We start from the raw sequence: 23676 nt of genomic DNA on the forward strand, positions 1-23676 counted from the left end.
CCTTAAAGTGCGTTGATCAGTGTGCTGAAGGTTTCCTGCGCCGCCTTGATGATCTGCGACGACGCGGTGTAGTACTGCTGGAACTTGATCATGTCGCCCGCCTCTTCATCCAGGTTGACCTGGGACACCGAGTTGGCGGCCGCCTTGTTCGCCGTCAGCAGCGCACCGGTCGCGGTGCTGTCGGTATTGGCCTGGGCAGCCTTGGAACCCACTTGGGACACCAGGCGGCTGTTGGCACTGACCAGGCTCACGCCCCCGTTGCCGTCCGTCACACCGACAGTTGCCTTGGTTTGCAGCGCCAGCAGCGACTGGGCGTTGCGGCCGTCGGAGGTGGCGCCACTGTTGAAGGAGAAGGTGGTGCTGTCGTTATTGGCCGGCGAGCCGCCAACGGTGGTGTCAAAACTGAAGCTCTTGCCGGTGATCACGGCGCCGGTGGCGTCGCGCATCGGCACATTGATGGTGATCTTGTTGCCCTGGCCCGGAATGATGCTGCCGGTGCCGATCTTGAAGCCTTGGGCGTCGGTGACGGTGTACGGCTGTGTGCCGTCCGCGGCCTTATCGCCGAACACCATTTTCACCGGCATCGAGTTTTCGATCCCGGTGCGCAATTGGGCGGTATCGGCACCGCCATGAATATCCAGCGGCACCGTCAACTGCGGCGGCGTGAACGTGCCGGTGCCGGTGTTCTTGCCGGCAACGCCCGCCAATGGGCCGGCGAATGCGAGTTTATTCGGGTCCGTCAGGTCGACGCCGATCCCGCTGGCGCCATTGCTGGTGGGGCTGACCTTGAAGCTGTCACCCGCCGCCATCGGCCCTTTGCCATCCAGCGCCAGGGTGAAACCGTCAATCACCGGCGGCGGCGTGGTGGTGGTATCGAACGAGCCCATGGCCTTGCCATCGGAACGCACCACGTTGTACTGGTTGCCGCTGGTAAACGTGACCTTGTAGTCGTAGGTGGTCAGCTTGCTGCTGTCGGCAATCGACACATTCAGGTTGCCGGAGCCGGCGCTGTTACCCGCGGCCCCCTGACTACGCTGGGAGATGGCGGCCGCACTGTTGATATCCGAGAACAGCGAAGAGCCGAAATCACCATTCAAATCCAGGCCCTGGCCCAACTGGTTGTTGACGGTATCGGCGGTGACGATGGCCAGTCGGCCCAAGTCATTGATGGCCGGCATCAGCACATCACTGCGATAACGCATCAGGCCGCCAATGCTGCCACCGCTGACCACCGAACCGATGTCCATGGAGGTGCTGCCCATGTTGATCTGAATGGTGTACTGGCTGCTGTCGTTCTTGCTCGGCACTGCCGAAATGGTATTGGCAACATCGCCATCTACCAGCGACTGGCCGGTGCCGGTTGTGATGTTGACCTGGCCGTCCTTTTCAGTGGCCGTGACACCGATCAGTTCATTGAGGGAGCGCACCGCTTCGTTGCGCGCATCCAGCAGGTTGGCGGGCGCGTTGCTCGTCGAGCCCTGGACCTGGGAAATCTGCTTGTTCAGGGATGCAATCGAGGAGGTCAGCTTGTTGACCTGATCACTCATGGTGCTCAACTGGCCGTTGATGCTTTCTTTCTGTTGGGTCAACTGCGAGGAAATCGCGTTGAACCGGTTGCTCAAGGTCTGGGCACTGGTCACCAGCAATTGCCGGGCGGACACATCACTGGGCGTGGCCGCAGAAGCCTGCGCCGCCGCGAAAAAGGCGCTGAGCACGGCCGACATGCCGGTGCTTTTGTCCGACAGGGTCTTGTCGATTGCACTGGCCTGGCCCAGGTAGGCATTGGCGTCGCTATTGAGGGCGGTGCTGTTCTGGTAAGCGGTGTTCAGGAAGTCGTTGTACACCCGGCGCACATCCGCAAGGGTCGTACCGGTACCGATGAACACACCGCCGAACGCATTCGACGCACTGGCGTTCTGGGTGGTCTGCTGACGCGAGTATCCCGGGGTGTTGACGTTGGCGATGTTGTTACTTAAGACCGACAACGATCCTTGGGCGGCATTGAGCCCCGACATCCCGATATTGAGCAAACTCATGATTCAGACCTTATAAATGAGTGGAAGCGCCCGCGGCAGCGTAGTTCTGGTAGCTGTTCATCGTTTTTGCGATCTGCGAAATCTTGCTGGCGTAATCCGGGTCGGTTGCATAACCGGCTTTTTGCAACTCGCGCACAAACTGTTCCGGGTTGTCGGCTGATTTCACAACTTCTTTATAGCGATCATTGCTTTGCAGCAACGTCACCAGGTCATGGAAGCTGTCCTGGTAGGAGTTGTAGGAACGGAACTGCGCCGTCTCCTTGACCATCGCACCATTGCGAAACTCGCTGGTGATCGCCCGGGCCTGTTCGCCCTGCCAACTCTGGCCGGCCTTGATGCCGAACAGGTTGTGGCTGCTGGTGCCGTCTTCGGCACGCATCACCGATTTACCCCAGCCGGTTTCCAAAGCGGCCTGGGCCACCAGGTAGCGTGGGTCGATGCCAATCCGCGCGGCGGCCTGCTTGGCCATCGGCAACATGGTGGCGACAAATTCATCCTGCGAACTGAAGGCTTTTTTCGCGGGTGCCAGCGGCGGCTGGGCCACGGCGCGACCGTAAACCTGCATTTGTCCGCGCGGGGGTAGTGCAGCCAGGCTGCGGGCAGAACTGTTGACCACACCGTCATCGGCGGCGCTGTTACGCAGCGGCGCGGCCTTGGCGGCAGTGGTGGTGGCATCGGCCCCCGGCACGATGCCGGCCAGCAGGCGATCCGTCAGCTTGCTCGGCAACGAGATGCGCCGCTGGTTCATCAGCGCCATGTCGTTGGCGTGGGAGTTGGTACCTTCAGGCACCGCCACGCGGTACGCCCACAAAGGCCGTTGACCATTGCTGCGGCCCAGCGGGCCATCGGCCTTGGTACCGGCGGCAATTTCGGTCGGCACATCCACCTTCTTCGCCGGTGCGGCCGGGCCTTGCAAGGTGGCCGCCTGGGCGTCCACCGGCTTGTTCTTCTGCATCTGGCGCATCAGCACGTCTGCCAGGCCAATACCACCGCCCTCACGAGACAGGGAGACCGCCAACTGCTGGTCGTACATTTCCTGGTACTGCTTGGCCGCCGGAGTATTCAGCGGGTTGTCCTTGCCCAGGGCTTCGGTGGCCGAGCGCATGGACTTGAGCATCTCGCCGAGAAACAGCGACTCGAATTCCTGCGCGACCTTGCGCATGTTGCCGTCGCTGTTCTTGTCGCCGACCTTCAACTGGTTCAGCCGGTTGAGGTCGGAATAAGAACCCGAGTCTGCCGTGCTGCTCAGGCCGCTTTTACGCATGTCCATGGCCATGGCGTCAGATCACGATCAGGTCGGCTTGCAAGGCGCCGGCCTGTTTCAATGCTTCGAGGATCGCCATCAAGTCGCCGGGCGCTGCGCCCACCTGGTTCACCGCACGGACAATCTCGTCCAGGGTGGTACCGGGGCCGAACTTGAACATCGGCTTGGCTTCTTGCTGGGCATTCACCCGGGAACGGGGCACCACGGCGGTCTGGCCGTTGGACAACGGGCCAGGCTGGCTGACAATCGGGTCTTCGGTGATGGTCACGGTCAGGCTGCCGTGGGTCACGGCTGCCGGCGAAACCTTGACGTTCTGGCCGATCACGATGGTGCCGGTCCGCGAGTTGATGATGACTTTCGCCACCGCCTGGCCCGGGTCAACCTCTAGGTTTTCCAGCAAAGACAGGTAGTCCACGCGCTGGCTTGGGTCCAACGGTGCGGTGACACGCACCGAACCGCCGTCGATGGCCTGGGCCACGCCCGGGCCGAGCAGCTCATTGATCTTGTCGACCACGCGCTTGGCGGTGGTGAAGTCCGAACGGTTGAGGTTCAGGGTGAGGCTGTTGCCCTGGTTGAAGCCGCTGGGCACGGTGCGCTCCACCGAGGCACCACCGGGAATCCGGCCGGCCGACGGCACGTTGACGGTGATCTTCGAACCGTCACGGCCTTCGGCGTCAAAGCCGCCCACCACCAGGTTGCCCTGGGCAATGGCGTAGACGTTGCCGTCGATACCTTTGAGCGGCGTCATCAGCAAGGTGCCGCCCCGCAGGCTTTTCGAGTTACCCATGGACGAGACGGTGATATCGACCACCTGCCCTGGCTTGGCAAACGGCGGCAAGTCAGCGCTGATGGACACCGCCGCGACGTTCTTCAACTGCACGTTGCCCGAACCCGGCGGTACCTTGATGCCGAACTGCGAAAGCATGTTGTTGAAGGTCTGCAGGGTGAACGGGGTCTGGGTGGTCTGGTCACCGGTGCCGTTAAGCCCCACCACCAGGCCGTAGCCGATCAACTGGTTGGACCGGACGCCGGAAATGCTCGCGATGTCTTTCAAGCGCTCAGCCTGGGCGCCTGCGCTCAGGGCCAGCAGCAACATCGCAGCCATCAGCTGTTTGAAGTTCAAAGTGATCACCTAGAAAGGGAACAGCGGGCTAAGGAAGAAACGGTCAAACCAGCCCGGCTGACTGGCGTCAGCAAACGAACCCGTACCCGAGTAGGTAATGCGTGCATCGGCAATCCGTGTCGACGGCACGGTGTTGTCGGTGGAGATATCGTCGGCGCGAACCATGCCCGCAATGCGCACCAGTTCGTCACCGGTGTTGAGGGTCATCCACTTCTCGCCGCGTACGGCAATGATGCCGTTGGGCAGCACGTCGGCCACGGTCACGGTGATCGAACCGGTCAGGCTGTTGCCCTGCCCCGCCGCACTTTTGCCGTTGGTGGCGCGGTCGCCGCTGTAACCGGCGTCCAGGCTCAGGTCACCACTGCCCAGCGGGTTGTTGGTGTTCGGTACACCGCCAAACAACGAGGTCAGGCCGATGCTGGTCTTGCTGGTCTTGCCGATCTGCGAGTTGGCGTTCTTGCTCGCCTGGGTCTTCTCGTTCAGCGTGATGGTGATGATGTCACCCACCCGGAAGGCCTTGCGGTCGCTGTACAGGTTTTGTTCGAAACCGGCCTGGTAGATCGAGCCATTGTTGGCGGCCGCCGGCAACGGCGTGCGCGGCAACACCGGCGCATAGTACGGATCATTGGGCTTTGGCGTCGGCGCGACACAGCCCACCAGCGCAGCAATCCCACTCAATGCCAGAACAGAAACATAGCGATTCATGACCCATACCTCACGGTGTTGCAGGCGCCTTCAAGGGCGCCCCATAGACTTGATTACAGATTCTGCGTTACGAACGAAAGCATCTGGTCGGCGGTGGAAATCACCTTGGAGTTCATCTCGTAGGCGCGCTGAGTGGTGATCATGTTGACCATCTCTTCAACGGTGCTGACGTTGGATGTTTCCAGGGTGCTTTGCAGGGTGGTGCCAAAGCCGTTGAGGCCCGGGGTGCCGATTTGCGGCGCGCCGCTGGACGCGGTTTCCAGGAACAGGTTGTTACCAATCGCCTGCAGGCCGGCCGGGTTGATGAAGTCGGCGGTTTGCAGGTTGCCGATCACCTGGGAGGCCGGGTTGCCGGCCACAGTGATCGACACGGTGCCGTCGTTGCCGACGGTGAAAGTCTGGGCGTTGTTCGGCACCACAATCGCCGGCTCCAGCGCGAAACCGTTGGCGGTCACGACCTGGCCATTGGCGTCCAGGTGGAACGTACCGTCGCGGGTGTAGGTGGTGGTGCCGTCCGGCTGCAGGATCTGGAAGAAACCCTTACCGTTGACCGCCAAGTCCAGCGGCTGGCCGGTTTGCTGCAAGTTACCGGCGCTGAAGTTCTTCTGAGTGCCAACGATGGCCACACCGGTACCCAGTTGCAGGCCCGACGGCAGTTCGCTGTCCTGGGTCGACTGGGCGCCAGGCTGCTTCTTGATCTGATAGAGCAAGTCCTGGAACTCGGCGCGGTCACGCTTGAAACCCGTGGTCGACACGTTGGCCAAGTTGTTGGAAATGGTGGTCAGGTTGGTGTCCTGGGCGGACAAACCGGTTTTGGCAACGTATAGAGCAGGAAGCATGTTCTTCTCCTTCGTGCGCCTGTTTTATGGCGCCGCGCTACAAAAATTAGTGTGTGGCTGCTATCAGCTCATCGCCAGAACGCGAGTCATGGCCTGGTCGTCTTCTTTGGCGCTGTTCATCATCTTGATGTGCAATTCGAACTGCTTGGACAGAGCCAGCACCGCCGTCATTTCTTCAACGGCGTTCACGTTGCTCGCCTGCAGGAAGCCCGACGTCAGCTTGACGGTGGCATCGGCCTGGGCCGGCTGGCCATCCTTGGTGTGGATGGTGCCGTCGAGGCCCTTGGTCATGTTCTTGAGGTCGGGCTGCACCAGCTTGATCCGGTCCACTTCAGCCATCACTCGCGGGCCTTCGCCCATGGCGCGGATGCTGATGGTGCCGTCCTGGCCGACTTCGATCTGCTGCTGGGGCGGCACGGCAATCGGGCCGCCGTTGCCCATGATCGGCATCCCGTTGCCGGCCCGCAGCACGCCCAGCGCATCGACGTTCATGCTGGCGCTGCGCACGTAGGACTCGCCGCCATCCGGGTTTTGCACGGCCATCCAGCCGTCGCCGCTGACGGCCACGTCGAGGTCACGGCCGGTTTCAATCATCGCGCCAGGGGAAAAATCCGTGCCTGGGCGTTCGGTCAAGGCAAAGGCCCGCGCCGGAAAGCTGTCACCGAACACCGGCATCGAGCGCGCCTGTTCCAGGTCGCGTTGAAAACCATTGGTGGAAACGTTCGCCAAGTTGTTGGCGTGGGCCTTCTGCGCCAGTGCATTCTGGCTGGCGCCGGTCATTGCCACGTAAAGGTACTTATCCACGCTCTTTCCTCTTTCTGACGGACGCTTGCCGCCCACCGCTGTACTGATGAGGCTTAAGCAATTTGCGAACCAACTTTCGGAAATACGGAAAATTCCAGGCGGGGCGGGGGGTTGCCGGCAGGGAGCAGCTTAAGGCAGTAGGGAGAGAGTCGAAAAAACGGCGGACTTATGCCGCTAACGGCAAGTGCAGGTATCAAGACCGACAAAGATCAACTGTAGGAGCTGGCTTGCCTGCGATGGCGGTGTATCAGCTACCACTTGTTTTGCTGACCCAGCGCTATTGCAGGCAAGCCCGCTCCCACAGGTTTAACCGCGTTCGGCTTTGACGACTTCGTAGTCGCGCAACTTGTTGGCAATGGTGGTGTGAGATACGCCCAGCCGCTTGCCCAACAGTCGACTGCTGGGATGCTCGGAATACAGCTGCTCCAGCACCGCCTTCTCGAAGCGTCCGACGATCTCCTCCAACCCGCCTTCCAGGGAAAAATCCCCCAGCGGCTGGCGCACGCCATAGTCCGGCAGGCGAATGTGCTCAGCCTTGACCGTGCCGCCCTCACACAGCGAAACCGCCTGGAACAGCACGTTCTCCAACTGCCGCACATTTCCCGGCCAGTGGTAATGGCTGAGGCGATCCATCGCCGCCGGCGCCAGCTTGGGCAGCGGGCAGCCGATTTGCCGGCTAGCCTGATCCAGGAAGTGCTCCACCAGCGGCGGCAACCCATCCAGGCACTCGCGCAGCGGCGGGATATGCAGCGAGAGCACATTGAGACGATGGTAAAGGTCCTGGCGAAATTCGCCTCGGGCACAGAGTTCGGAAAGGTCCACCTGCGTCGCGCAGATCACCCGCACGTCCAGGTACACCTCTTCATCACTGCCTACCCGGCGAAAGCACCCGTCCTGTAGAAAGCGCAGCAACTTCACTTGCAGCCGCGCACTCATTTCCCCGACGCCGTCGAGAAACAACGTGCCGCCCGCCGTCAGCTCCAGCAGCCCCAACTTGCCCTCCGCCCTCGCCCCTTCAAAAGCACCGGGGCCATATCCGAACAACTCGGTCTCGGCCATGGACTCCGGCAAACCGGCGCAGTTGAGCGCCATCAACGGCGACTGCCCGCGCGGGCTGGCCAGGTGGCAGGCGCGGGCCAGCAACTCTTTGCCGGTGCCGGTTTCGCCTTCTATTAATAGAGGGGCATCCAACGGTGCCATGCGCCGGGCTTCACGCACCACGGCGGCCATGACTTTGGAGCTTTGGAAAATGCTGTCGAAGCCGCGCAGCTCCTGCTTGCGCACATTGTAGATACGCTCACCCACCCGGTCGGCGCGGTGCAGGGTCAGCACGGCGCCGGCCATGGCTTCGCTGTCGTCATGTTCAGAGGATTGCAGCGGCGCAATATCGGCCAGGAACACATCGCCCTTGACCTTGACCCGCAAGCCATTGATCCGCGACTTGCTGGCCCGTACCAGTTCCGGCAAATCGAAGTCTTCGGCGTAGCGCGACAACGGAATGCCCGGAACCTCATCCACCCGCACCCCGAGCAACTGCGCCGCCGCTCGGTTGGCGGCAACGATGGAGCCGCCCATGTCGATGGACAGCACCGGAAACTCCAGCGCTCCCAGCAGCGCGTTGAGTTCCATGTGCCGACGTTCGCTGGGCATCAGCCCAACCCGCTTGACGCCAAACACCCCGGCAATCGCTTCGAACTGCGGGCGCAATGCCTGGAATTGCAGGTTCACCAGATTCGGGCAGAACAGGTAAATGGCGTTGCCGTGTTCGCCACCGACTTCGCCCTTGGCGACGTTCACGCCGTACTCCACCAGCAGGTTGAGGATGTCCCGCAGGATGCCGATGCGGTTCTGACAATGCACTTTGATACGCATGAGAAGGCCCGAAGAGGTGGAGGCGCTGCGTCTTTTTGCCGCTGGGCGCAGATAGTCGTCAAGATTATGTGACAGTCGCGAGGCGATTCACACCCAAAACACGCCACATACAGAACGAGACGCCTCAACCGTAACGAAAACTTTACGAATTCCAGTAACTTTTCCTACAGACCCGTGCCGCAAGAGGATGGATTCCTGGCCCAGGCGGCGTATCAATAGGCTCATCCCAGGACATAACAAGAACGAATGCCTAGCAGGAGAGCAGTATGAAGCAGACGCAGTACGTGGCCCGCGAGCCCGACGCGAACGGTTTTATCGACTACCCGCCCGAAGAACATGCGGTGTGGAACACCCTGATCACGCGCCAACTGAAAGTGATCGAGGGCCGTGCCTGCCAGGAATACCTGGACGGCATCGACAAGCTCGGCCTGCCCCATGACCGCATTCCGCAGTTGGCGGAAGTCAACAAAGTGCTGGCCGAGACCACCGGCTGGCAAGTCGCCCGGGTGCCGGCACTGATCCCCTTCCAGACCTTTTTTGAATTGCTCGCCAATAAGCAGTTTCCGGTGGCGACGTTTATTCGTACCCGTGAAGAGCTGGATTACCTGCAGGAACCGGACATCTTTCACGAGATCTTCGGCCACTGCCCACTGCTGACCAACCCCTGGTTCGCGGAATTCACCCACACCTACGGCAAGCTCGGCCTGGCCGCCACCAAGGAACAGCGCGTGTACCTGGCGCGCCTGTACTGGATGACCATCGAGTTCGGCCTGGTGGACACGCCGGAAGGCCGGCGCATCTACGGCGGCGGCATCCTGTCTTCGCCCAAGGAGACCGTGTACTGCCTCTCGGACGAACCTGAGCACCAAGCCTTCGACCCGCTGGAAGCAATGCGCACGCCGTATCGCATCGACATCCTGCAACCGCTGTACTTCGCCCTGCCCAACCTCAAGCGCCTGTTCGAAGTGGCGCAGGAAGACATCATGGGCATGGTTGAACGCGGGATGCAGCTGGGTCTGCACGCACCGAAGTTTCCGCCCAAGCCCAAAGCGGCTTGAGCTGTGGCTTTTCGGGCCAGGTGAGTCTGTTCCCTGGCCCCGCGTTGCTTTAGGGTGACGCCACTGACGACCGTTTTCCAAACACTCGATTTCAGGAATACCCACATGACCACGTTGAACCAAGCCCACTGCGAAGCCTGCCGCGCCGACGCCCCGCAAGTCAGCGACGAAGAATTGCCGGTGCTGATCAAGCAGATCCCCGACTGGAACATCGAAGTACGCGACGGCGTGATGCAGCTGGAAAAGGTCTTCCTGTTCAAGAATTTCAAATTTGCCCTGGCCTTCACCAACGCCGTGGGTGTGATCTCCGAAGCTGAAGGCCATCACCCGGGCCTGCTCACCGAATGGGGCAAGGTCACCGTGACCTGGTGGAGCCACTCCATCAAGGGCCTGCACCGCAACGACTTCATCATGGCTGCGCGCACCGACGAAGTGGCCAAGGATGCCGAGGGCCGCAAGTAATGCATTTCGACGCAATTGGCCGGGTGCCCGGGGACCCGATCCTCGGGCTGATGGAGCTGTATGCCCAGGACCCGAACCCGAACAAGTTCGACCTCGGCGTGGGCGTGTACAAGGACGACCAGGGCCTGACGCCGATCCCCCATTCGGTGAAACTGGCCGAGCAGCGCCTGGTGGAGCAACAAACCACCAAAACCTACATCGGCGGCCACGGCAATGCCGCCTTCGGCACGCTGATCAGTGAATTGGTGCTGGGCGCTGGTTCGCCGCTTCTGAGTGAACGCCGCGCCGGCGCCACCCAGACGCCTGGCGGCACCGGCGCGCTGCGTCTGAGCGCCGACTTTATCGCCCACAGCCTGCCCGGCCGTGGCGTATGGCTGAGCAACCCGACCTGGCCGATCCACGAAACCATCTTCGCCAAGGCCGGGCTCAAGGTCAGCCATTACCCGTACGTGGGCAGCGACAATCGCCTGGACGTAGCGGCGATGCTGGCCACCCTGTCCACCGTGCCAAAAGGCGATGTGGTGCTGCTGCACGCCTGCTGCCACAACCCGACCGGCTTCGACCTGTCCCAGAATGACTGGCGCCAGGTGCTGAAGATTGTCAAAGAGCGCGAGCTGCTGCCGCTGATCGACTTTGCGTATCAAGGTTTTGGCGATGGCCTGGAACAGGATGCATGGGCGGTGCGGCTGTTCACGGCTGAGCTGCCTGAAGTGCTGATCACCAGTTCTTGCTCGAAGAACTTTGGCCTGTACAGCGACCGTGTAGGCGCGCTGATTGTGTGCACGACGAATGCCGAGAAGCTGACGGATGTGCGCAGCCAGTTGGCGTTTATTGCGCGTAATTTGTGGTCGACGCCGCCGGATCATGGTGCTGCTGTGGTGGCGACGATTCTCGGTGACGCCGGGCTGAAAAAGCAGTGGGCCGAGGAAGTTGAAGCGATGCGCGCGCGGATTGCGCAGCTGCGTTCCGGGCTGGTGGAGGCGCTGGCGCCCCATGGGTTGTCGGAGCGGTTTGCGCATATCGCGGCGCAACGCGGGATGTTTTCCTATACCGGCTTGAGTGCGGAACAGGTGAAGCAACTGCGGGAGCAGCACAGCGTGTATATGGTCAGTTCCGGGCGTGCGAACGTGGCGGGGATTGATGCGACGCGGTTGACGCTGTTGGCCGAAGCCATCGCGGATGTTTCCCACATCTGACTGAAGAAACCGGATCCCAGTGTGGGAGCTGGCTTGCCTGCGATGCAGACGACTTGGTCTGTCTATAAAACCGAGTCGATGCTATCGCAGGCAAGCCAGCTCCCACATTGGGACCGAGCCTGTCTTTAGCCCGCGACCATTTCGGCCTTTAGCTGCGCCTCTTTCGCCTGGGCATCCGCCAACCGATACAGCTCGATATGCCCGTCCCAGTGCTCGATCAGCGCCGTGCACGACTCCACCCAATCCCCGCAATTGAGGTAATCCACCTCGCCCACCTTGCGAATCTCCGCATGGTGGATATGCCCGCACACCACGCCGTGCAATTCGCGCTTGGTCACTTCATGGGCAATCGCTTCTTCAAAATCACTGATAAAGCTGACCGCCGTCTTGACCTTGTGCTTGAGGTACGCCGACAACGACCAGTAGCCGTAGCCATAACGCGCCCGCCAGTGGTTCAGCCAGCGGTTGAGCGTGAGGGTGAATTCGTAGGCCGAATCGCCAAGGAACGCCAGCCAGCGGTGATACCGGGTGATCACATCGAACTGGTCGCCATGGATCACCAGCAGGTGCCGGCCATCGGCAGTCACGTGCACCGCTTCGTCCACCAGCTGGATATTGCCGAGGATCAGCTTCGAATAACGCCGCAGAAACTCATCGTGGTTGCCGGTGACGTAGATCACCTCGGTGCCGCGCTTGCTCATGGTCAGCAGTCGGCGGATCACGTTGGTATGGGCCTGGGGCCAATACATGCCGCTGCGCAGCTTCCAGCCGTCGATGATATCGCCCACCAGGTAGACCTTGTCGGCGTGGTAGCCCTTGAGAAAATGCGAGAGGTGTTCGGCCTGGCAATCCCGGGTGCCCAAATGCACGTCGGAAATCCACAGGGTACGCACGCGTTGCTTGCGGCTGGGTTTGGCGAGTTCGGCGCTGGTCATGGGCATGCCTCACGGTGTTTTCGCGAGCTTGCGCCCATGGGGTTAATAGCCCATGACAGTGTTGCGTCAGTCTGATGACAGCGCCCAAGGCCGCTGAAGCGATGTAAACTGCGGGCCTGCCCAGGAGACTGCGATGAGACCCAACCTCACGCTACGCCACTACATCGAAGAGCCTATCGCCCACAGCCATGAACACGCGCAGCTGGTGTTTGGCCTGTCCGGGCATCTGGACTTCGAGGTGGATGGCCGTGGCAGCCAGGTACAACACAGCAGCGTGATGGTGCTGCCCTACGCCGCTCATCACGCGTGTATCAGCCGCGATGGCAGCCGCTGCCTTGTGCTGGACGTGCCCGATGGACACTGGTTGGCTCAGTCCCTGGGGGAGCATGCCGACGCCAGCCGTCGCTTGCTCGACCAGTCCGCCCACCTGACCCTCGACAATCGCCAAAGCCAACTGGTGCAGTGGCTGGCGAACAGCCCGGTGGACGACCCGCTGATCGCCCAGCAAGGCGCCGTATTACTGCTGGCCAGCCTCAATCTCGTACAGCCGCCGACGGGCAAGCGCCTGCCCTATGCCGCGTTCGATGCGCATATTCAGCGGCACGCCGCACACCCGCTGCAAGTAGCAGACCTGGCGAAGATCGCCGACCTGTCCGTCGCCCGTCTGCATGCACGGTTTATCGCGGAATGCGGGCAGACGCCGATGGACTACCTCCGTACCCGGCGCTTGCAGATGGCTCGCGACCTGTTGCGGAACAGCCAATTGCCCATCGGCGAGATTGCCGCACGGGTTGGCTATGCTTCGCAAAGTGCGTTTGCTGCGGCGATGTTGCGGGAGTTTGGCCTCTCGCCCCGAGCCTTCAGACGAACACCATCCAGTGTGGGAGCTGGCTTGCCTGCGATAGCATCACCGCGCGCGCTCTGAAATACCGAGTCGCTTGCATCGCAGGCAAGCCAGCTCCCACAGGGGATCGCTTCCTGGTAAGAGCCCTGCGACAAAACCCGCGAGCCCAACGACAGACGCGAACGCCTGCAACCCTCTAGACTGCGATCCTGTAAACCCGTTGTCTAAGGATCGCAATGACTCCCCGCACAGCCCTCGGCGCCCTGCATATCGGCGCATTGATGTTTGGCCTCACTGGCGTGTTCGGCAAGCTGGCGGCCGCCTCGCCAGCAATTATCGTGTTCGGTCGCGCCACGTTCGCGGTGCTTGCCCTGGCGATCTTTGCGCGTTTCGCCAGCAACACCACCTGGCAGAGGCTGCAAGCCCGCGACTGGCGCCGCCTGCTGGTCAGCGGCCTGTTGCTGGCCGGGCATTGGGTGAGTTTCTTTATCGCGGTGAAGGTCGCCGGCGTGGCCATCGCCACCCTGGGCTTCGCCACCTTCCCGGCCTTTACGGTGATCCTCGAAGGCCTGATTTTCCGCGAGCGGATTCGCGCCAACGAAATCCTGCTGGTGGTGCTGGTCAGCATCGGCCTGGTGCTGGTCACGCCGGACTTCAACCTCGCCAGCCAGGCCACCAGCGGCCTGTTGTGGGCCGTCGGTTCCGGCTTGCTGTTCTCGCTGCTGTCGCTGAACAACCGCGCCAGTGGGCGTATCCCGCCGGTGCAGGCGGCCTTGTGCCAGAACGTGGTGGTCGCGCTGTGCCTGTTGCCGGTGGCTGCGCCTGGGCTCGCGGAGGTGCGCGCATTGGACTGGCTATGGATCGGCCTGCTCGGGGTGTTCTGCACCGGCCTGGCCCACAGCCTGTTTGTCGCCAGCCTCGCGGTACTCAAGGCGCGCACCGCCGCGGTGGTGTTTGCCATGGAGCCGGTGTACGGCATCACCATGGCCTGGCTGCTGTTTGCCGAAACCCCGACGCTGCGTATGCTGATGGGCGGCGCACTGATCATCGTGGCCATCGTGGTGTCCGGGCTGATGGGCAACGCCAAACCGGCCAAGCAACCGGCCGCCACGGCCTGATCTATACTTTGTGTGTCCGTGACAGTGTGTGGTCGTTCAACGGATCCAGACTTCTCGACAACAGCCCGGGTGCTTTTTGAAGTTGCTGCAAGCGAGTGGTCATTCCATCAACGCGATGCAGGGGTTGCACCATGGAAATCTTCATCAGCCTGGTCCTTCAAATGATCAGCGGCGCCATCGGCGGGCAGATCGCCGGCCTGGGCAAACACAGCCTGGGCACCGGGCTCAATACGCTGGTTGGCGGGGTCGGCGGCCTGGTATTGGGCCAGATCGTTTCTCTGATCACCGGCACCGAGACCGCGACTGACCTGACGCTTGCCGCCCTGGCCAGCAACATCATCGGCGGCGGGGTCGGCGGGTTGGTCCTGACGGTTCTCGTCAGTTGGGTGAAACAGCGGATGGCCACCAAGTAAGCGCTGATGCTTATTGCACGCGGTCGTTATGCCCCAGGTCCCGTTGCGGGTCGATCTGGTCGCGTACCCGTTGCTTGAGCACCTTGGCTTCCGGGAAGCCACCATCAGCCTTGCGCTCCCAGATCTGCACACCGTCGCAGGTAATCCGAAACGCACCGCCAGTGGCCGGCTCCAGGGCTACTTTGCCGAGGTCGTCTGCGAAGGTGCTCAACAGCTCCTGGGCCAGCCAAGCGGCGCGCAGCAACCACTGACATTGGGTGCAATACGTGATGACAATCTCGGGTTTGGCCGCTGACATGAATTGACTGGCTCCTGCTTGGCGGGTTGAAAGGATCGAGTGGCTATAATAGCGGCCTTTATCGTCCTGCCTTGAGATTGATGATGCGCCGCCTGTTGTCCTGCCTGTTGCTGTGCCTGCTCCCTGTCCTCGTCCAAGCCGTCGAAAACCCGCGCCCGAAGATCGGCCTGGTGCTCTCCGGCGGTGCCGCCCGTGGCCTGGCGCACATTGGCGTGCTCAAGGCTCTTGAGGAGCAAGGCATCCACATCGATGCGATCGCCGGCACCAGCATGGGCGCAGTGATCGGCGGGCTGTATGCCTCGGGCTACAAGATCGATGAGCTGGAGAAACTCGCGTTGAGCATCGATTGGAGGCTCGCCCTGTCCGACGCGCCGCCACGGGAAGATGTACCGTTCCGGCGCAAGCAGGATGACCGGGATTTCCTGGTCAAACAGAAACTCAGCTTCCGCGACGACGGCAGCCTGGGCCTGCCACTGGGGGTGATCCAGGGTCAGAACCTGGCCTTGCTGTTGGAAAGCATGTTTGCCCACACCAGTAACGTACGAGATTTCGACAAGCTGCCCATCCCCTTCCGCGCCGTCGCCACCGACATCACCAGTGGTGAAAAGGTGGTGTTCCGCAAAGGCCACCTGCCCCAGGTGATCCGCGCCAGCATGTCGATCCCGGCGGTGTTTGCCCCGGTAGAGCTGGATGGACGGCTGCTGGTGGACGGGGGCATGACCGATAACATCCCGTTGGATGTGGCGCGGGAAATGGGGGTCGACATCGCCATCGTCGTCGACATCGGCACCCCGCTGCGTTCACGCAAGCAACTCAACACCGTGGTGGACGTGCTCAACCAGTCCATCACGCTGATGACCCGGCGTAACTCTGAAGAACAACTCAAGGCCCTGGCCCCCCGCGACGTACTGATCCAGCCGCCATTGGCTGCCTACGGCGTGACGGATTTCGGTCGCGCCAAGGACATGATCGATGCGGGCTACCGCGCCACCCGCGCCCTCGATGTACGCCTGGCGCACCTGCGCCCGGCCGAGCCGGTAGACCCGTCCCTGGTGGCCGCCCGCACGCCCGGCGAGCGCAATCCCGTGATTACCGCGATCAAAGTGGAAAACGACTCCAAGGTGGGCGACGAGGTGATCCGCTACTACATCCGCCAGAACCTCGGCGAGCCTCTGGACATGGCCCGCCTGCAAACCGACATGGGCACCCTTTACGGCCTGGATTACTTCGAGCAGGTGCAATACCGCGTGGTGAAAAAGGGCAAGGACAATACCCTGGTCATCAGCGCCCGAGGCAAACGCAGCGGCACCGACTACCTGCGCCTGGGCCTGAACCTGTCGGATGACATGCGCGGCGACAGCGCCTTCAACCTCGGCGCCAGCTACCGCATGAACGGCATCAACCGACTCGGCGCCGAATGGCTGACGCGGGTGCAGATCGGTGACAAGCAGGAGCTTTACAGCGAGTTCTATCAGCCGATGGACACCGGCTCGCGGTACTTCGTCGCGCCCTATATCAGTGCCCAGGCGCAAAACGTTGAACTGATCGAAGACAACAACCCGATCTCCGAGTACCGCCTGGAACGCTACGGCTTCGGCTTGAACGTGGGCCGGCAGATCGGCAACAGCGGCGAGATTCGTTTCGGCGTCGGCGAGGCCTGGGGCAAGGCGGATGTGCGCATCGGTGACCGGGATTCACCGAGCATCAACTTCAGCGAGGGCTTCTATGAGCTGAAGTACTCCTTCGACTCGTTCGACAACGTGTACTTCCCCCATACCGGCGAAGACATTGGCTTGGCCTTCCGGGAGTTCGAACCGGGGCTGGGTTCGGACCAGCGCTATCGCCAGTGGGAGTTCAAGCTGGACAAAGCCATGAGCAGCGGGCCGGACACGCTGATCCTCGGCGGGCGTTATGGGCGCACTCTGGATAAGTCGGATGTGGTGATTTCCAGCTTCCTGCTGGGGGGCGCGCGGCAGTTGTCGGGCTTCCGAGAGGATGCGATTGCCGGGCAGAACATCAGCCTGATGCGTGCGGTTTACTATCGCCGGCTGACGCCGCGGTCTTACCTGCCGCTGGATTTCCCGCTGTACCTGGGCGCGTCACTGGAGCGCGGGCGAGCGTGGAACAACGACAATGAATACGACAGCGGGTACATCAACGCCGCCAGCATTTTCCTGGGGTTTGATACGCCGCTGGGGCCGTTGAATTTCAGTTACGGGTTTAACGATGACAATCAACAGGCGGTGTATCTGAACCTGGGGCAGACGTTCTGACTACGCCACAAAACCCATGTGGGAGCGGGCTTGCTCGCGAAGGCAGTGTGTCAGTCAGCACATGTATTCACTGACACTCCGCTTTCGCGAGCAAGCCCGCTCCCACATTTTTGATCTTCTGTGTACTTGGGATCAGGACTTCTCGAGATTTCCGAGGATGTGCTCATGCACCCGCATGCACACCCGCAGATCCTCTTCATCGACGCCCACAAACAGCTCATGGCGCAAGGCCGTGGCGATGGTTTCAATCTGTTCGATCAACGGCTTCGCGGTGTCGCACAGCACGATGCGCTTGGCGCGGCGATCTTCCACAACGGCCTGGCGTTGCACCAGGCCCTGGCTTTCCAGGCTGTCGAGCAAACGCGCCAATGTAGGCCCTTCTACCCCGACACTTTGCGCCAGCTCACGCTGGGTCGGCGGTTCGGTAAAACGGGCCAGGTGCAGCAGCACCAGCCAGCGCGCCTGGGACAAGCCCAGACCTGCCAGACGACGATCCAGCTCGGCACGCCAACCTCGGGACATCTGCGCCAACTGCATGCCAAAACGGTGTTGATCGGTTAACGGCATAAAAAACTCATGGATTAGACTGAAAATAAAGTGTGGCTAATTATTAGTCAGCTAAGCATGACCCATGCCAGTAGGCAAGACCCGGTATGTACTGATTCGTTACATTGTCGTAATTGGCACATCAAATCTCGAATTCCGACTGCAAAGCGGCCCTTACGCAGTACAAAACGCCCTCGGGAACGCGCCCGGTAAACAGCGGCGCAATCTCGGAAACAGGTGGCAATTCGCCTTCTCCGTCCAGGAATGCATCCTGGATTTCGCCGAGCAAATCTTCCGGCAAATCAAGGGCCTGCTCCAACGACAACTGCTGCTTGCCGATGGATTCCGCCAACAAGGTATAGACGTTCTTTTCCGAGCACTGCAACTGCCCGGCGATCTGGATCGGGGTCATGCCGGCACGGGCCAGGCTGATCAACTCGTGGCGGATATCGGCCACCTCTTTGGGCGCCTCGACCTGGCCGCCGAGCACTTCGAGGAACGCCTGGCCGTAACGCTCCAGCTTGCGCGCACCGACGCCGCTGACCCTGGCCATTTCGCCCAGGGTGGTGGGATGCTCGCGGAGCATTTCCAGCAACGTGGAGTCGGGGAAGATGACGTAAGGCGGCACGCTGTGTTCCTGCGCCAGCTTCTTGCGCAATGCACGCAAGGCTTCCCACTGTTCGCGCTCTTCGAAGCGCACCAGTTGGCTGGCTTGGCTGGTGCTGGTTTTGGGGGTGGTTTGCGGCTTGAGGTCGCGGCGCAGCTCCAGGCTGACTTCGCCCTTGAGCAGCGGCCGGCAACTGTCGTTCAGGCGCAGGCCGCCGTAGCCTTCCAGGTCGATGTCCACCAGGCCACGGGCGACCATCTGCCGGAACAGCGAGCGCCATTCGCCTTCAGCGCGGTCCTTGCCGACGCCGTAGACCGAGAGTTTTTCGTGGCCGAAGCTGCGAATCTTCTCATTGTCCTTGCCCAGCAACACATCCACCAGGTGGCCGACGCCATAGCGCTGGCCGGTACGGTAGATCGCCGACAACGCCTGACGCGCCGGCTCGGTGGCGTCCCAGGTCTGCACGCCATCGACGCAGTTGTCGCAATGGCCGCAGGGTTGGGGCATGTCTTCGTCGAAATAGGCAAGCAAGGTCTGGCGACGGCAGCGGGTTTCTTCGCACAGCGAGAGCATGGCGTCGAGCTTGTGCTGTTCCAGGCGCTTATGGCGCTCGTCGCCTTCGGAGTTCTGCAGCATCTGCTTGAGCATCACCACGTCTTGCAGGCCGTAGACCATCCAGGCATCCGCCGGCAGGCCATCACGGCCGGCACGTCCGGTTTCCTGGTAGTACGCCTCGAGGGATTTGGGCAGGTCCATGTGGGCCACGAAGCGCACGTTGGATTTGTCGATGCCCATGCCGAACGCGATGGTAGCGACCATGATCAAGCCTTCCTCGTTGAGGAAGCGCTTCTGGTGGTACGCCCGCAGTTCGTTGGGCAGGCCCGCGTGATACGGCAGCGCCGGGTAGCCCTGCTCACTGAGGAATGCGGCGACCTCGTCGACTTTCTTGCGCGACAGGCAGTAGACGATGCCGGCGTCGCTGCGTCGATCGGAAAGGAACGCCAGCAACTGCTTGCGCGGCTGTTCCTTGGGCACGATGCGGTAAAAAATATTCGGTCGGTCGAAGCTCGAGAGGAACCGCTCGGCGTTTTGCAGGTGCAGACGCTCGACGATTTCTTCGCGGGTGCGCTTGTCGGCCGTGGCGGTCAGGGCAATGCGCGGGACGTTGGGGAACAGCTCCGCCAGTTGACCCAGTTGCAAGTATTCACGACGGAAATCGTGGCCCCACTGGGACACACAGTGGGCTTCGTCGATGGCGAACAGGGCGATTTCCAGACTCTGCAGGAACGCCAGCATCCGAGGCTGCACCAGGCGTTCGGGGGCGAGGTAAAGCATCTTCACTTCACCGCGCTTGATGCGGGCGGCGAGGTCGCGCTGCTGTTCGGCGCTGAGGGTGGAGTTCAACGCGGCAGCCGCCACGCCGAGCTCTTCCAGAGTGGCCACCTGATCGTCCATCAAGGCGATCAACGGCGACACCACCACTGCAAGCCCTTCACGCAGGAGTGCCGGCACCTGGAAACACAGCGACTTGCCGCCGCCGGTAGGCATCAGTACCAGGGCGTCACCGCCGTTGGCCACGCGCTCAATGATCGCACCCTGGCGGCCACGAAAACTGTCGTAGCCGAAGATGTCCTTGAGGACGCGTTGAGCCTGCTCGAGCATGAAAAACTCCAAATATCGCCGAAATCCCTCTGTACAGGCTGGTCGAAAAAGCACGCTTGAGCGGGAAATAATCCGTAAGCGAACTTTTCCCGCGACTGGCGCTTGGCCTGTAGGGGCATCACAAAACGCGGCAGTATACCCGAGGGTCACCCGGCAAAGGGTGCCGTTGGTGAATTGCACAGGCCCATTAAATGGCCCGAAATGCTGGGAATTCATTCCGTCAGGTAGACCCAATTGTCCCCTTCGCGAGCAAGCCCGCTCCCACAAGCTGGCCTGGCAGCTCAAGAAAGCCTAGAATTGCCCATCGTTTATTCCCAAGGTAGTCCGTCAATGTCCTTCGCTGAGCAACTAACCCGCCTGCAAGCCTTCCTCGATGCCGATGAGCTGCACGACGAGGCGCTGGACTACGTGGCCGCCCACGGCTATCTGACCGCGCTGTCGATCTGCTCCGATGTCGTGCCTGATCGTGAATGGATCGACGCACTGTTCTCTGAAGAGCCTCACTACAGTGATGCCGCCCAGCGCGAAGAAATCGAATCCACCCTGCTGGCCCTCAAGGCTCACATTGGCCGCCAACTGGCTTCCGATGAAGAGTTCGAACTGCCTTGCGACCTGGACCTCGGTGAAGACCCGGACGACTCCGAACTGCGCGGCTGGTGCATCGGCTTCATGGAAGGCGTGTTCCTGCGTGAAGAGGCCTGGTTCGAAACGGCTGAAGAAGAAGTCAGCGAAATGCTGCTGCCGATCATGGTCGGTTCCGGCCTGTTCGACGAGCAACCTGAATTCTCCGACATCGCCTCCGACGCCAACCTGATGGACGACATGATCGTTCAGATCCCGGAAGCGCTGACCGCCCTGTACCTGCTGTGCAACGCACCTGACGAAAAGCCGGCGATCCTCAAGCCTCGCCACCACTAAGACCCTTGCCCGTGGCGCCCATGGGCAATCGCTCTGTGATCACGCGTTACGTTCTGCTGGCCATCGGCTGGTTGAGCGTAGCGCTCGGGGTAATCGGTATCTTCCTGCCGGTACTGCCCACGACCCCCTTCCTTCTGCTGGCTGCCGCCTGCTTCGCCCGCAGCTCCCCGCGCTTCTACCACTGGCTGGTGGAACACCCGCGCCTGGGGCCGTGGATCCGCGACTATCTGGATGGCAACGGGATTCCGCTCAAGGGCAAGGTGTATGCCATTGGGTTGATGTGGGTGAGTATCGGGTTTTCCTGCTACCTGGTGCCGCTGGTCTGGGCGCGGGGGTTCATGCTGACCAGTGCGGTGTTGGTGACGGTTTATATTTTGCGGCAGAAGACGTTGCCCAAGACTCCGCAAAACTAATGTGAACACTGGTTTGTGTGGGAGCTGGCTTGCCTGCGATAGCGGGGGTGACTGACACACCGATATCGCAGGCAAGCCAGCTCCCACATTTTGATCAGCGCTTATCCAGAGGGCTCAACGCATCGGCGGCAAGCCATACGCCGCCAAATCAAAGTCAGCCAACTTGCGAATAATCTGGTCGGCATGGTGATACTTGCTGTCCGCCATCGCCTCATCCGGCACCGCGATCGCGGTCATATGCGCAGCCTTCGCCGCTGTCACGCCAAACGGCGAATCCTCAAACACCAGGCAATCCTCCGGTGCCACACCCAAGCGGCGCGCCGCCGTCAGGAAGATATCCGGCGCAGGCTTGGCCGCCCCCACTTCCGGGTCATCCGCCGTGACGATGGTGTCAAACAGCCCAAACCATTCACGGTGCAACGTGGTTTTGTGCCCAAACGAATTACGCGACGAACTGGTGCCCACGGCAATCGGAATGTTATGCGCCTTCAAGTGCCGCACCAGCGCTTCAGCGCCCGGCATGCCCAAGGCCTTGGGGAAACGCTCGCTCATCAGCGGTTCACGGATCACCAGGAATTCTGCAGGCGTAATCGGCAGGTCCAGGGCCTTGACCACGTAATCCGCCAGGTCCTGGGCGCCGCGACCAATGATGTGCTGCTTGATCCCCCAGTCGTAGGTACGGCCGTAACGTTCGGCGATGATCTGCGTGACTTCGGTGTAGATGCCTTCTGTGTCCAGCAACAACCCGTCCATATCGAAAATGACAGCCTTGATCGGGACAGCGGTACGCGGTGCATTCATCACTACAGATCCGTGGGCAAAAGGACTAAAAGGATTCAGCACAATAACGGCCTGCCTTGCCTGCAAGCAACCGTTAAGCTTCCGACCGACAGCACTGCCCTTTAGAATATTTACCTTCTCCCTGGAATTGCCCCCCAATGCTCTACCGCCTTTGCGCCGACGGCCTGGTGTTGTTTCACCTGGCGTTCATCCTCTTCGTATTGTTCGGCGGCCTCCTCGCCCTAAAATGGCGGCCCGTGATGTGGCTGCATTTGCCCGCCGCTGCGTGGGGCGTTGCGGTGGAAGTGTTCCACCTGCCCTGCCCGCTGACCCGTTGGGAAAACCTGTTTCGTCATTTGGCCGGGCAGGACGGTTATGGCGGCGGGTTTATCGAGCATTACATCCTGGCCCTGATCTACCCGGCCGGGCTGACGCCGCAGATTCAGTTGGGCCTGGGCGCGTTGGTGTTGCTGATCAACATCGCTGTGTATGTGCGGTTGATCAAGCGCCGCTAGGCAGACAGCCGATGCCCGCCAACGTCGCCTCAACCGCTTCATCCAGCGGCGTGTGCGGTTCGCTGCCCAACACCTGCACCAGGCGACGGTTATCCATGCGCACCTCGGTTTGCCACAGGTAGCGCATTTCCTGCATCTCGCGGAAGGTGGTGACAAAGGGTGCGGCCAGTTTCAGCAGCCACCACGGGAAAGCCCTGACAGAAGGCTGACGGCCGGTCCTGCGTGCCACCACCCGCTGAATCGCCTGGCTCATCTGTCGGCCGTCCGCATCAACATGTCCCGCCATATGAAAACGGGCGAAGGCATCAAGGCTGTCGCGGCGTGCAATCAACTCGACCATGGTTCTCGCCACGTCAGGCAGATAGGCCCACTGATGCCCCACGCCCGGTGCTCCCGGATAACTCACGCTGGCCACCGGCTTTGCGGGCTTGACCAAGCCTTGGGAAAACCAGCTGCTGCCGGCCTTGGCGCCGAAAAAATCACCTGCCCGCACGATCAGCGCTCGCGCGCCCTGCCGGGTCGCCTCAAGCAAACGCTGCTCCATCTCCACCCGGATCGCGCCCTTACGGGTAAGAGGATGCTGAGGTGAATCCTCCTCCAACCGCGCAAAGGCATCCGGCCCGAAGTTGTACACCGTGCCCGGCAGGACAATCGTCGCCCCTTCAGCGATAGCCGCCGCGATGCTGTTGTCGATCATCGGCAGCACCAGATCCGCCCAGCGCTGGTAACCGGGCGGATTCACCGCATGCACGATCACCGAACAACCCCGGGCCGCTGCGACGACTTCCCCACGGTTCAGCGCATCACCTTTTATCCAGGTGAAATCGGCGTTCTGTTTGTGGGCCTTATCCACATCCCTCGTCAGGGCACACACCTTCCAGCCGGCAGCGAACAACTGCCGCGCCACCTCGCCACCAACCCCGCCTGTCGCGCCCAATACCAGAACCTTGTTCATGCTTTTTTCCCCTGAGGGTTGTGTGATGGGGCGATTCTGT

The 23676-nt window shown here is 61.4% G+C and carries 23 protein-coding genes; 10 read left to right on the plus strand and 13 right to left on the minus strand.

Going from position 1 to position 23676, the window contains the following annotated elements:
• Positions 1 to 2: 2 nt before the first annotated feature.
• From flgK to K0H47_RS11410, 7 genes are all read right to left on the minus strand, one after another.
• Positions 3 to 2036: a flagellar hook-associated protein FlgK gene (flgK, locus tag K0H47_RS11380; protein WP_219272669.1), complete on the minus strand. Its 2034-nt coding sequence runs from the start codon at positions 2034 to 2036 to the stop codon at positions 3 to 5.
• A gap of 10 nt (positions 2037 to 2046) precedes the next feature.
• Positions 2047 to 3312 carry a flagellar assembly peptidoglycan hydrolase FlgJ gene (gene flgJ, locus K0H47_RS11385; RefSeq protein WP_063028073.1) on the minus strand — a complete coding sequence of 422 codons (1266 nt, stop codon included), beginning with the start codon at positions 3310 to 3312 and terminating at the stop codon, positions 2047 to 2049.
• A 4-nt stretch (positions 3313 to 3316) separates the two neighbouring features.
• Positions 3317 to 4405 carry a flagellar basal body P-ring protein FlgI gene (locus tag K0H47_RS11390; RefSeq protein WP_032899355.1) on the minus strand — a complete coding sequence of 363 codons (1089 nt, stop codon included), beginning with the start codon at positions 4403 to 4405 and terminating at the stop codon, positions 3317 to 3319.
• A 27-nt stretch (positions 4406 to 4432) separates the two neighbouring features.
• On the minus strand, positions 4433 to 5128 hold the full coding sequence (gene flgH, locus K0H47_RS11395; RefSeq protein WP_219272671.1) for a flagellar basal body L-ring protein FlgH: 696 nt from the start codon (positions 5126 to 5128) through the stop codon (positions 4433 to 4435).
• Positions 5129 to 5181: 53 nt separating this feature from the next.
• Positions 5182 to 5967 (minus strand): flagellar basal-body rod protein FlgG, encoded by a 786-nt coding sequence (gene flgG, locus K0H47_RS11400; RefSeq protein WP_017477441.1) that lies wholly within the window; start codon positions 5965 to 5967, stop codon positions 5182 to 5184.
• A gap of 63 nt (positions 5968 to 6030) precedes the next feature.
• Positions 6031 to 6771 carry a flagellar basal body rod protein FlgF gene (locus K0H47_RS11405; RefSeq protein WP_063028071.1) on the minus strand — a complete coding sequence of 247 codons (741 nt, stop codon included), beginning with the start codon at positions 6769 to 6771 and terminating at the stop codon, positions 6031 to 6033.
• 306 nt (positions 6772 to 7077) lie between these two features.
• Positions 7078 to 8643, minus strand: a complete 1566-nt coding sequence (locus tag K0H47_RS11410) for a sigma-54-dependent transcriptional regulator (RefSeq protein ID WP_063028069.1) — start codon at positions 8641 to 8643, stop codon at positions 7078 to 7080.
• A 266-nt stretch (positions 8644 to 8909) separates the two neighbouring features.
• On the opposite strand from K0H47_RS11410, the gene phhA reads away from it, so the two are divergent.
• The 3 genes from phhA to K0H47_RS11425 all read left to right on the plus strand — a co-directional run bounded on the left by phhA (position 8910) and on the right by K0H47_RS11425 (position 11359).
• Positions 8910 to 9701 (plus strand): phenylalanine 4-monooxygenase, encoded by a 792-nt coding sequence (phhA, locus tag K0H47_RS11415; protein WP_063028067.1) that lies wholly within the window; start codon positions 8910 to 8912, stop codon positions 9699 to 9701.
• Between the two features lie 105 nt (positions 9702 to 9806).
• Entirely contained in the window at positions 9807 to 10163 is a 357-nt protein-coding gene (locus K0H47_RS11420) for a 4a-hydroxytetrahydrobiopterin dehydratase (RefSeq protein WP_003214616.1), read from the plus strand.
• Positions 10163 to 11359 (plus strand): amino acid aminotransferase, encoded by a 1197-nt coding sequence (locus K0H47_RS11425; RefSeq protein ID WP_219272672.1) that lies wholly within the window; start codon positions 10163 to 10165, stop codon positions 11357 to 11359. The genes K0H47_RS11420 and K0H47_RS11425 overlap by 1 nt, the downstream gene beginning before the upstream one ends.
• 125 nt (positions 11360 to 11484) lie before the next feature.
• On the opposite strand, the gene K0H47_RS11430 is transcribed toward K0H47_RS11425, so the two are convergent.
• Positions 11485 to 12294: a UDP-2,3-diacylglucosamine diphosphatase gene (locus tag K0H47_RS11430; RefSeq protein ID WP_003214618.1), complete on the minus strand. Its 810-nt coding sequence runs from the start codon at positions 12292 to 12294 to the stop codon at positions 11485 to 11487.
• Positions 12295 to 12427: 133 nt separating this feature from the next.
• On the opposite strand from K0H47_RS11430, the gene K0H47_RS11435 reads away from it, so the two are divergent.
• From K0H47_RS11435 to K0H47_RS11445, 3 genes are all read left to right on the plus strand, one after another.
• On the plus strand, positions 12428 to 13219 hold the full coding sequence (locus tag K0H47_RS11435) for an AraC family transcriptional regulator (protein WP_219272674.1): 792 nt from the start codon (positions 12428 to 12430) through the stop codon (positions 13217 to 13219).
• Between the two features lie 155 nt (positions 13220 to 13374).
• Positions 13375 to 14256 (plus strand): DMT family transporter, encoded by an 882-nt coding sequence (locus tag K0H47_RS11440; RefSeq protein WP_219272676.1) that lies wholly within the window; start codon positions 13375 to 13377, stop codon positions 14254 to 14256.
• A gap of 131 nt (positions 14257 to 14387) precedes the next feature.
• Complete coding sequence (locus tag K0H47_RS11445) at positions 14388 to 14669, plus strand: hypothetical protein (protein WP_063028059.1); 282 nt, start codon at positions 14388 to 14390, stop codon at positions 14667 to 14669.
• Positions 14670 to 14679: 10 nt separating this feature from the next.
• On the opposite strand, the gene K0H47_RS11450 is transcribed toward K0H47_RS11445, so the two are convergent.
• Positions 14680 to 14967 (minus strand): SelT/SelW/SelH family protein, encoded by a 288-nt coding sequence (locus K0H47_RS11450; RefSeq protein WP_093207434.1) that lies wholly within the window; start codon positions 14965 to 14967, stop codon positions 14680 to 14682.
• A gap of 83 nt (positions 14968 to 15050) precedes the next feature.
• Here K0H47_RS11450 and K0H47_RS11455 point away from each other — a divergent pair, with 83 nt between their 5' ends.
• Positions 15051 to 17240 (plus strand): patatin-like phospholipase family protein, encoded by a 2190-nt coding sequence (locus K0H47_RS11455; RefSeq protein WP_177025769.1) that lies wholly within the window; start codon positions 15051 to 15053, stop codon positions 17238 to 17240.
• 132 nt (positions 17241 to 17372) lie between these two features.
• Here K0H47_RS11455 and K0H47_RS11460 read toward each other — a convergent pair whose 3' ends face one another.
• Entirely contained in the window at positions 17373 to 17807 is a 435-nt protein-coding gene (locus K0H47_RS11460) for a MarR family transcriptional regulator (protein ID WP_017477432.1), read from the minus strand.
• A gap of 121 nt (positions 17808 to 17928) precedes the next feature.
• Entirely contained in the window at positions 17929 to 20055 is a 2127-nt protein-coding gene (recQ, locus tag K0H47_RS11465; RefSeq protein WP_177071210.1) for a DNA helicase RecQ, read from the minus strand.
• A gap of 330 nt (positions 20056 to 20385) precedes the next feature.
• Between recQ and K0H47_RS11470 the strand changes: the two genes are divergently transcribed.
• Together K0H47_RS11470 and K0H47_RS11475 are read left to right on the plus strand one after the other, a co-directional pair.
• Positions 20386 to 20973: a YecA family protein gene (locus K0H47_RS11470; RefSeq protein WP_017477430.1), complete on the plus strand. Its 588-nt coding sequence runs from the start codon at positions 20386 to 20388 to the stop codon at positions 20971 to 20973.
• 20 nt (positions 20974 to 20993) lie between these two features.
• The gene (locus K0H47_RS11475; protein ID WP_219272678.1) at positions 20994 to 21386 is read left to right on the plus strand and encodes a YbaN family protein; all 393 of its coding nucleotides are present in this window, start codon (positions 20994 to 20996) and stop codon (positions 21384 to 21386) included.
• 114 nt (positions 21387 to 21500) lie between these two features.
• On the opposite strand, the gene K0H47_RS11480 is transcribed toward K0H47_RS11475, so the two are convergent.
• Positions 21501 to 22187, minus strand: coding sequence for an HAD-IA family hydrolase (locus K0H47_RS11480; protein WP_004371166.1), 687 nt, complete (start codon positions 22185 to 22187; stop codon positions 21501 to 21503).
• A 137-nt stretch (positions 22188 to 22324) separates the two neighbouring features.
• Between K0H47_RS11480 and K0H47_RS11485 the strand changes: the two genes are divergently transcribed.
• On the plus strand, positions 22325 to 22681 hold the full coding sequence (locus K0H47_RS11485) for a DUF2784 domain-containing protein (protein WP_219272680.1): 357 nt from the start codon (positions 22325 to 22327) through the stop codon (positions 22679 to 22681).
• Here the strand turns inward: K0H47_RS11485 and K0H47_RS11490 are convergent.
• Positions 22668 to 23636 (minus strand): SDR family oxidoreductase, encoded by a 969-nt coding sequence (locus tag K0H47_RS11490; RefSeq protein WP_177071208.1) that lies wholly within the window; start codon positions 23634 to 23636, stop codon positions 22668 to 22670. The two genes, K0H47_RS11485 and K0H47_RS11490, sit on opposite strands and share 14 nt — an antisense overlap.
• Positions 23637 to 23676: the final 40 nt, after the last annotated feature.

Source organism: Pseudomonas sp. Xaverov 83 (genome assembly GCF_019352905.1).
Taxonomy (GTDB): Bacteria; Pseudomonadota; Gammaproteobacteria; order Pseudomonadales; family Pseudomonadaceae; genus Aquipseudomonas; species Aquipseudomonas yamanorum.

What these genes read in the sequence shown, in the direction of transcription:
- flgK (WP_219272669.1), bottom strand. Translation starts at nt 2,036, where the DNA reads ATGAGTTTGCTCAATATCGGGATGTCGGGGCTCAATGCCGCCCAAGGA.
- flgJ (WP_063028073.1), bottom strand. Translation starts at nt 3,312, where the DNA reads ATGGCCATGGACATGCGTAAAAGCGGCCTGAGCAGCACGGCAGACTCG.
- K0H47_RS11390 (WP_032899355.1), bottom strand. Translation starts at nt 4,405, where the DNA reads ATGGCTGCGATGTTGCTGCTGGCCCTGAGCGCAGGCGCCCAGGCTGAG.
- flgH (WP_219272671.1), bottom strand. Translation starts at nt 5,128, where the DNA reads ATGAATCGCTATGTTTCTGTTCTGGCATTGAGTGGGATTGCTGCGCTG.
- flgG (WP_017477441.1), bottom strand. Translation starts at nt 5,967, where the DNA reads ATGCTTCCTGCTCTATACGTTGCCAAAACCGGTTTGTCCGCCCAGGAC.
- K0H47_RS11410 (WP_063028069.1), bottom strand. Translation starts at nt 8,643, where the DNA reads ATGCGTATCAAAGTGCATTGTCAGAACCGCATCGGCATCCTGCGGGAC.
- phhA (WP_063028067.1), top strand. Translation starts at nt 8,910, where the DNA reads ATGAAGCAGACGCAGTACGTGGCCCGCGAGCCCGACGCGAACGGTTTT.
- K0H47_RS11420 (WP_003214616.1), top strand. Translation starts at nt 9,807, where the DNA reads ATGACCACGTTGAACCAAGCCCACTGCGAAGCCTGCCGCGCCGACGCC.
- K0H47_RS11425 (WP_219272672.1), top strand. Translation starts at nt 10,163, where the DNA reads ATGCATTTCGACGCAATTGGCCGGGTGCCCGGGGACCCGATCCTCGGG.
- K0H47_RS11430 (WP_003214618.1), bottom strand. Translation starts at nt 12,294, where the DNA reads ATGACCAGCGCCGAACTCGCCAAACCCAGCCGCAAGCAACGCGTGCGT.
- K0H47_RS11435 (WP_219272674.1), top strand. Translation starts at nt 12,428, where the DNA reads ATGAGACCCAACCTCACGCTACGCCACTACATCGAAGAGCCTATCGCC.
- K0H47_RS11440 (WP_219272676.1), top strand. Translation starts at nt 13,375, where the DNA reads ATGACTCCCCGCACAGCCCTCGGCGCCCTGCATATCGGCGCATTGATG.
- K0H47_RS11445 (WP_063028059.1), top strand. Translation starts at nt 14,388, where the DNA reads ATGGAAATCTTCATCAGCCTGGTCCTTCAAATGATCAGCGGCGCCATC.
- K0H47_RS11450 (WP_093207434.1), bottom strand. Translation starts at nt 14,967, where the DNA reads ATGTCAGCGGCCAAACCCGAGATTGTCATCACGTATTGCACCCAATGT.
- K0H47_RS11455 (WP_177025769.1), top strand. Translation starts at nt 15,051, where the DNA reads ATGCGCCGCCTGTTGTCCTGCCTGTTGCTGTGCCTGCTCCCTGTCCTC.
- K0H47_RS11460 (WP_017477432.1), bottom strand. Translation starts at nt 17,807, where the DNA reads ATGCCGTTAACCGATCAACACCGTTTTGGCATGCAGTTGGCGCAGATG.
- recQ (WP_177071210.1), bottom strand. Translation starts at nt 20,055, where the DNA reads ATGCTCGAGCAGGCTCAACGCGTCCTCAAGGACATCTTCGGCTACGAC.
- K0H47_RS11470 (WP_017477430.1), top strand. Translation starts at nt 20,386, where the DNA reads ATGTCCTTCGCTGAGCAACTAACCCGCCTGCAAGCCTTCCTCGATGCC.
- K0H47_RS11475 (WP_219272678.1), top strand. Translation starts at nt 20,994, where the DNA reads ATGGGCAATCGCTCTGTGATCACGCGTTACGTTCTGCTGGCCATCGGC.
- K0H47_RS11480 (WP_004371166.1), bottom strand. Translation starts at nt 22,187, where the DNA reads ATGAATGCACCGCGTACCGCTGTCCCGATCAAGGCTGTCATTTTCGAT.
- K0H47_RS11485 (WP_219272680.1), top strand. Translation starts at nt 22,325, where the DNA reads ATGCTCTACCGCCTTTGCGCCGACGGCCTGGTGTTGTTTCACCTGGCG.
- K0H47_RS11490 (WP_177071208.1), bottom strand. Translation starts at nt 23,636, where the DNA reads ATGAACAAGGTTCTGGTATTGGGCGCGACAGGCGGGGTTGGTGGCGAG.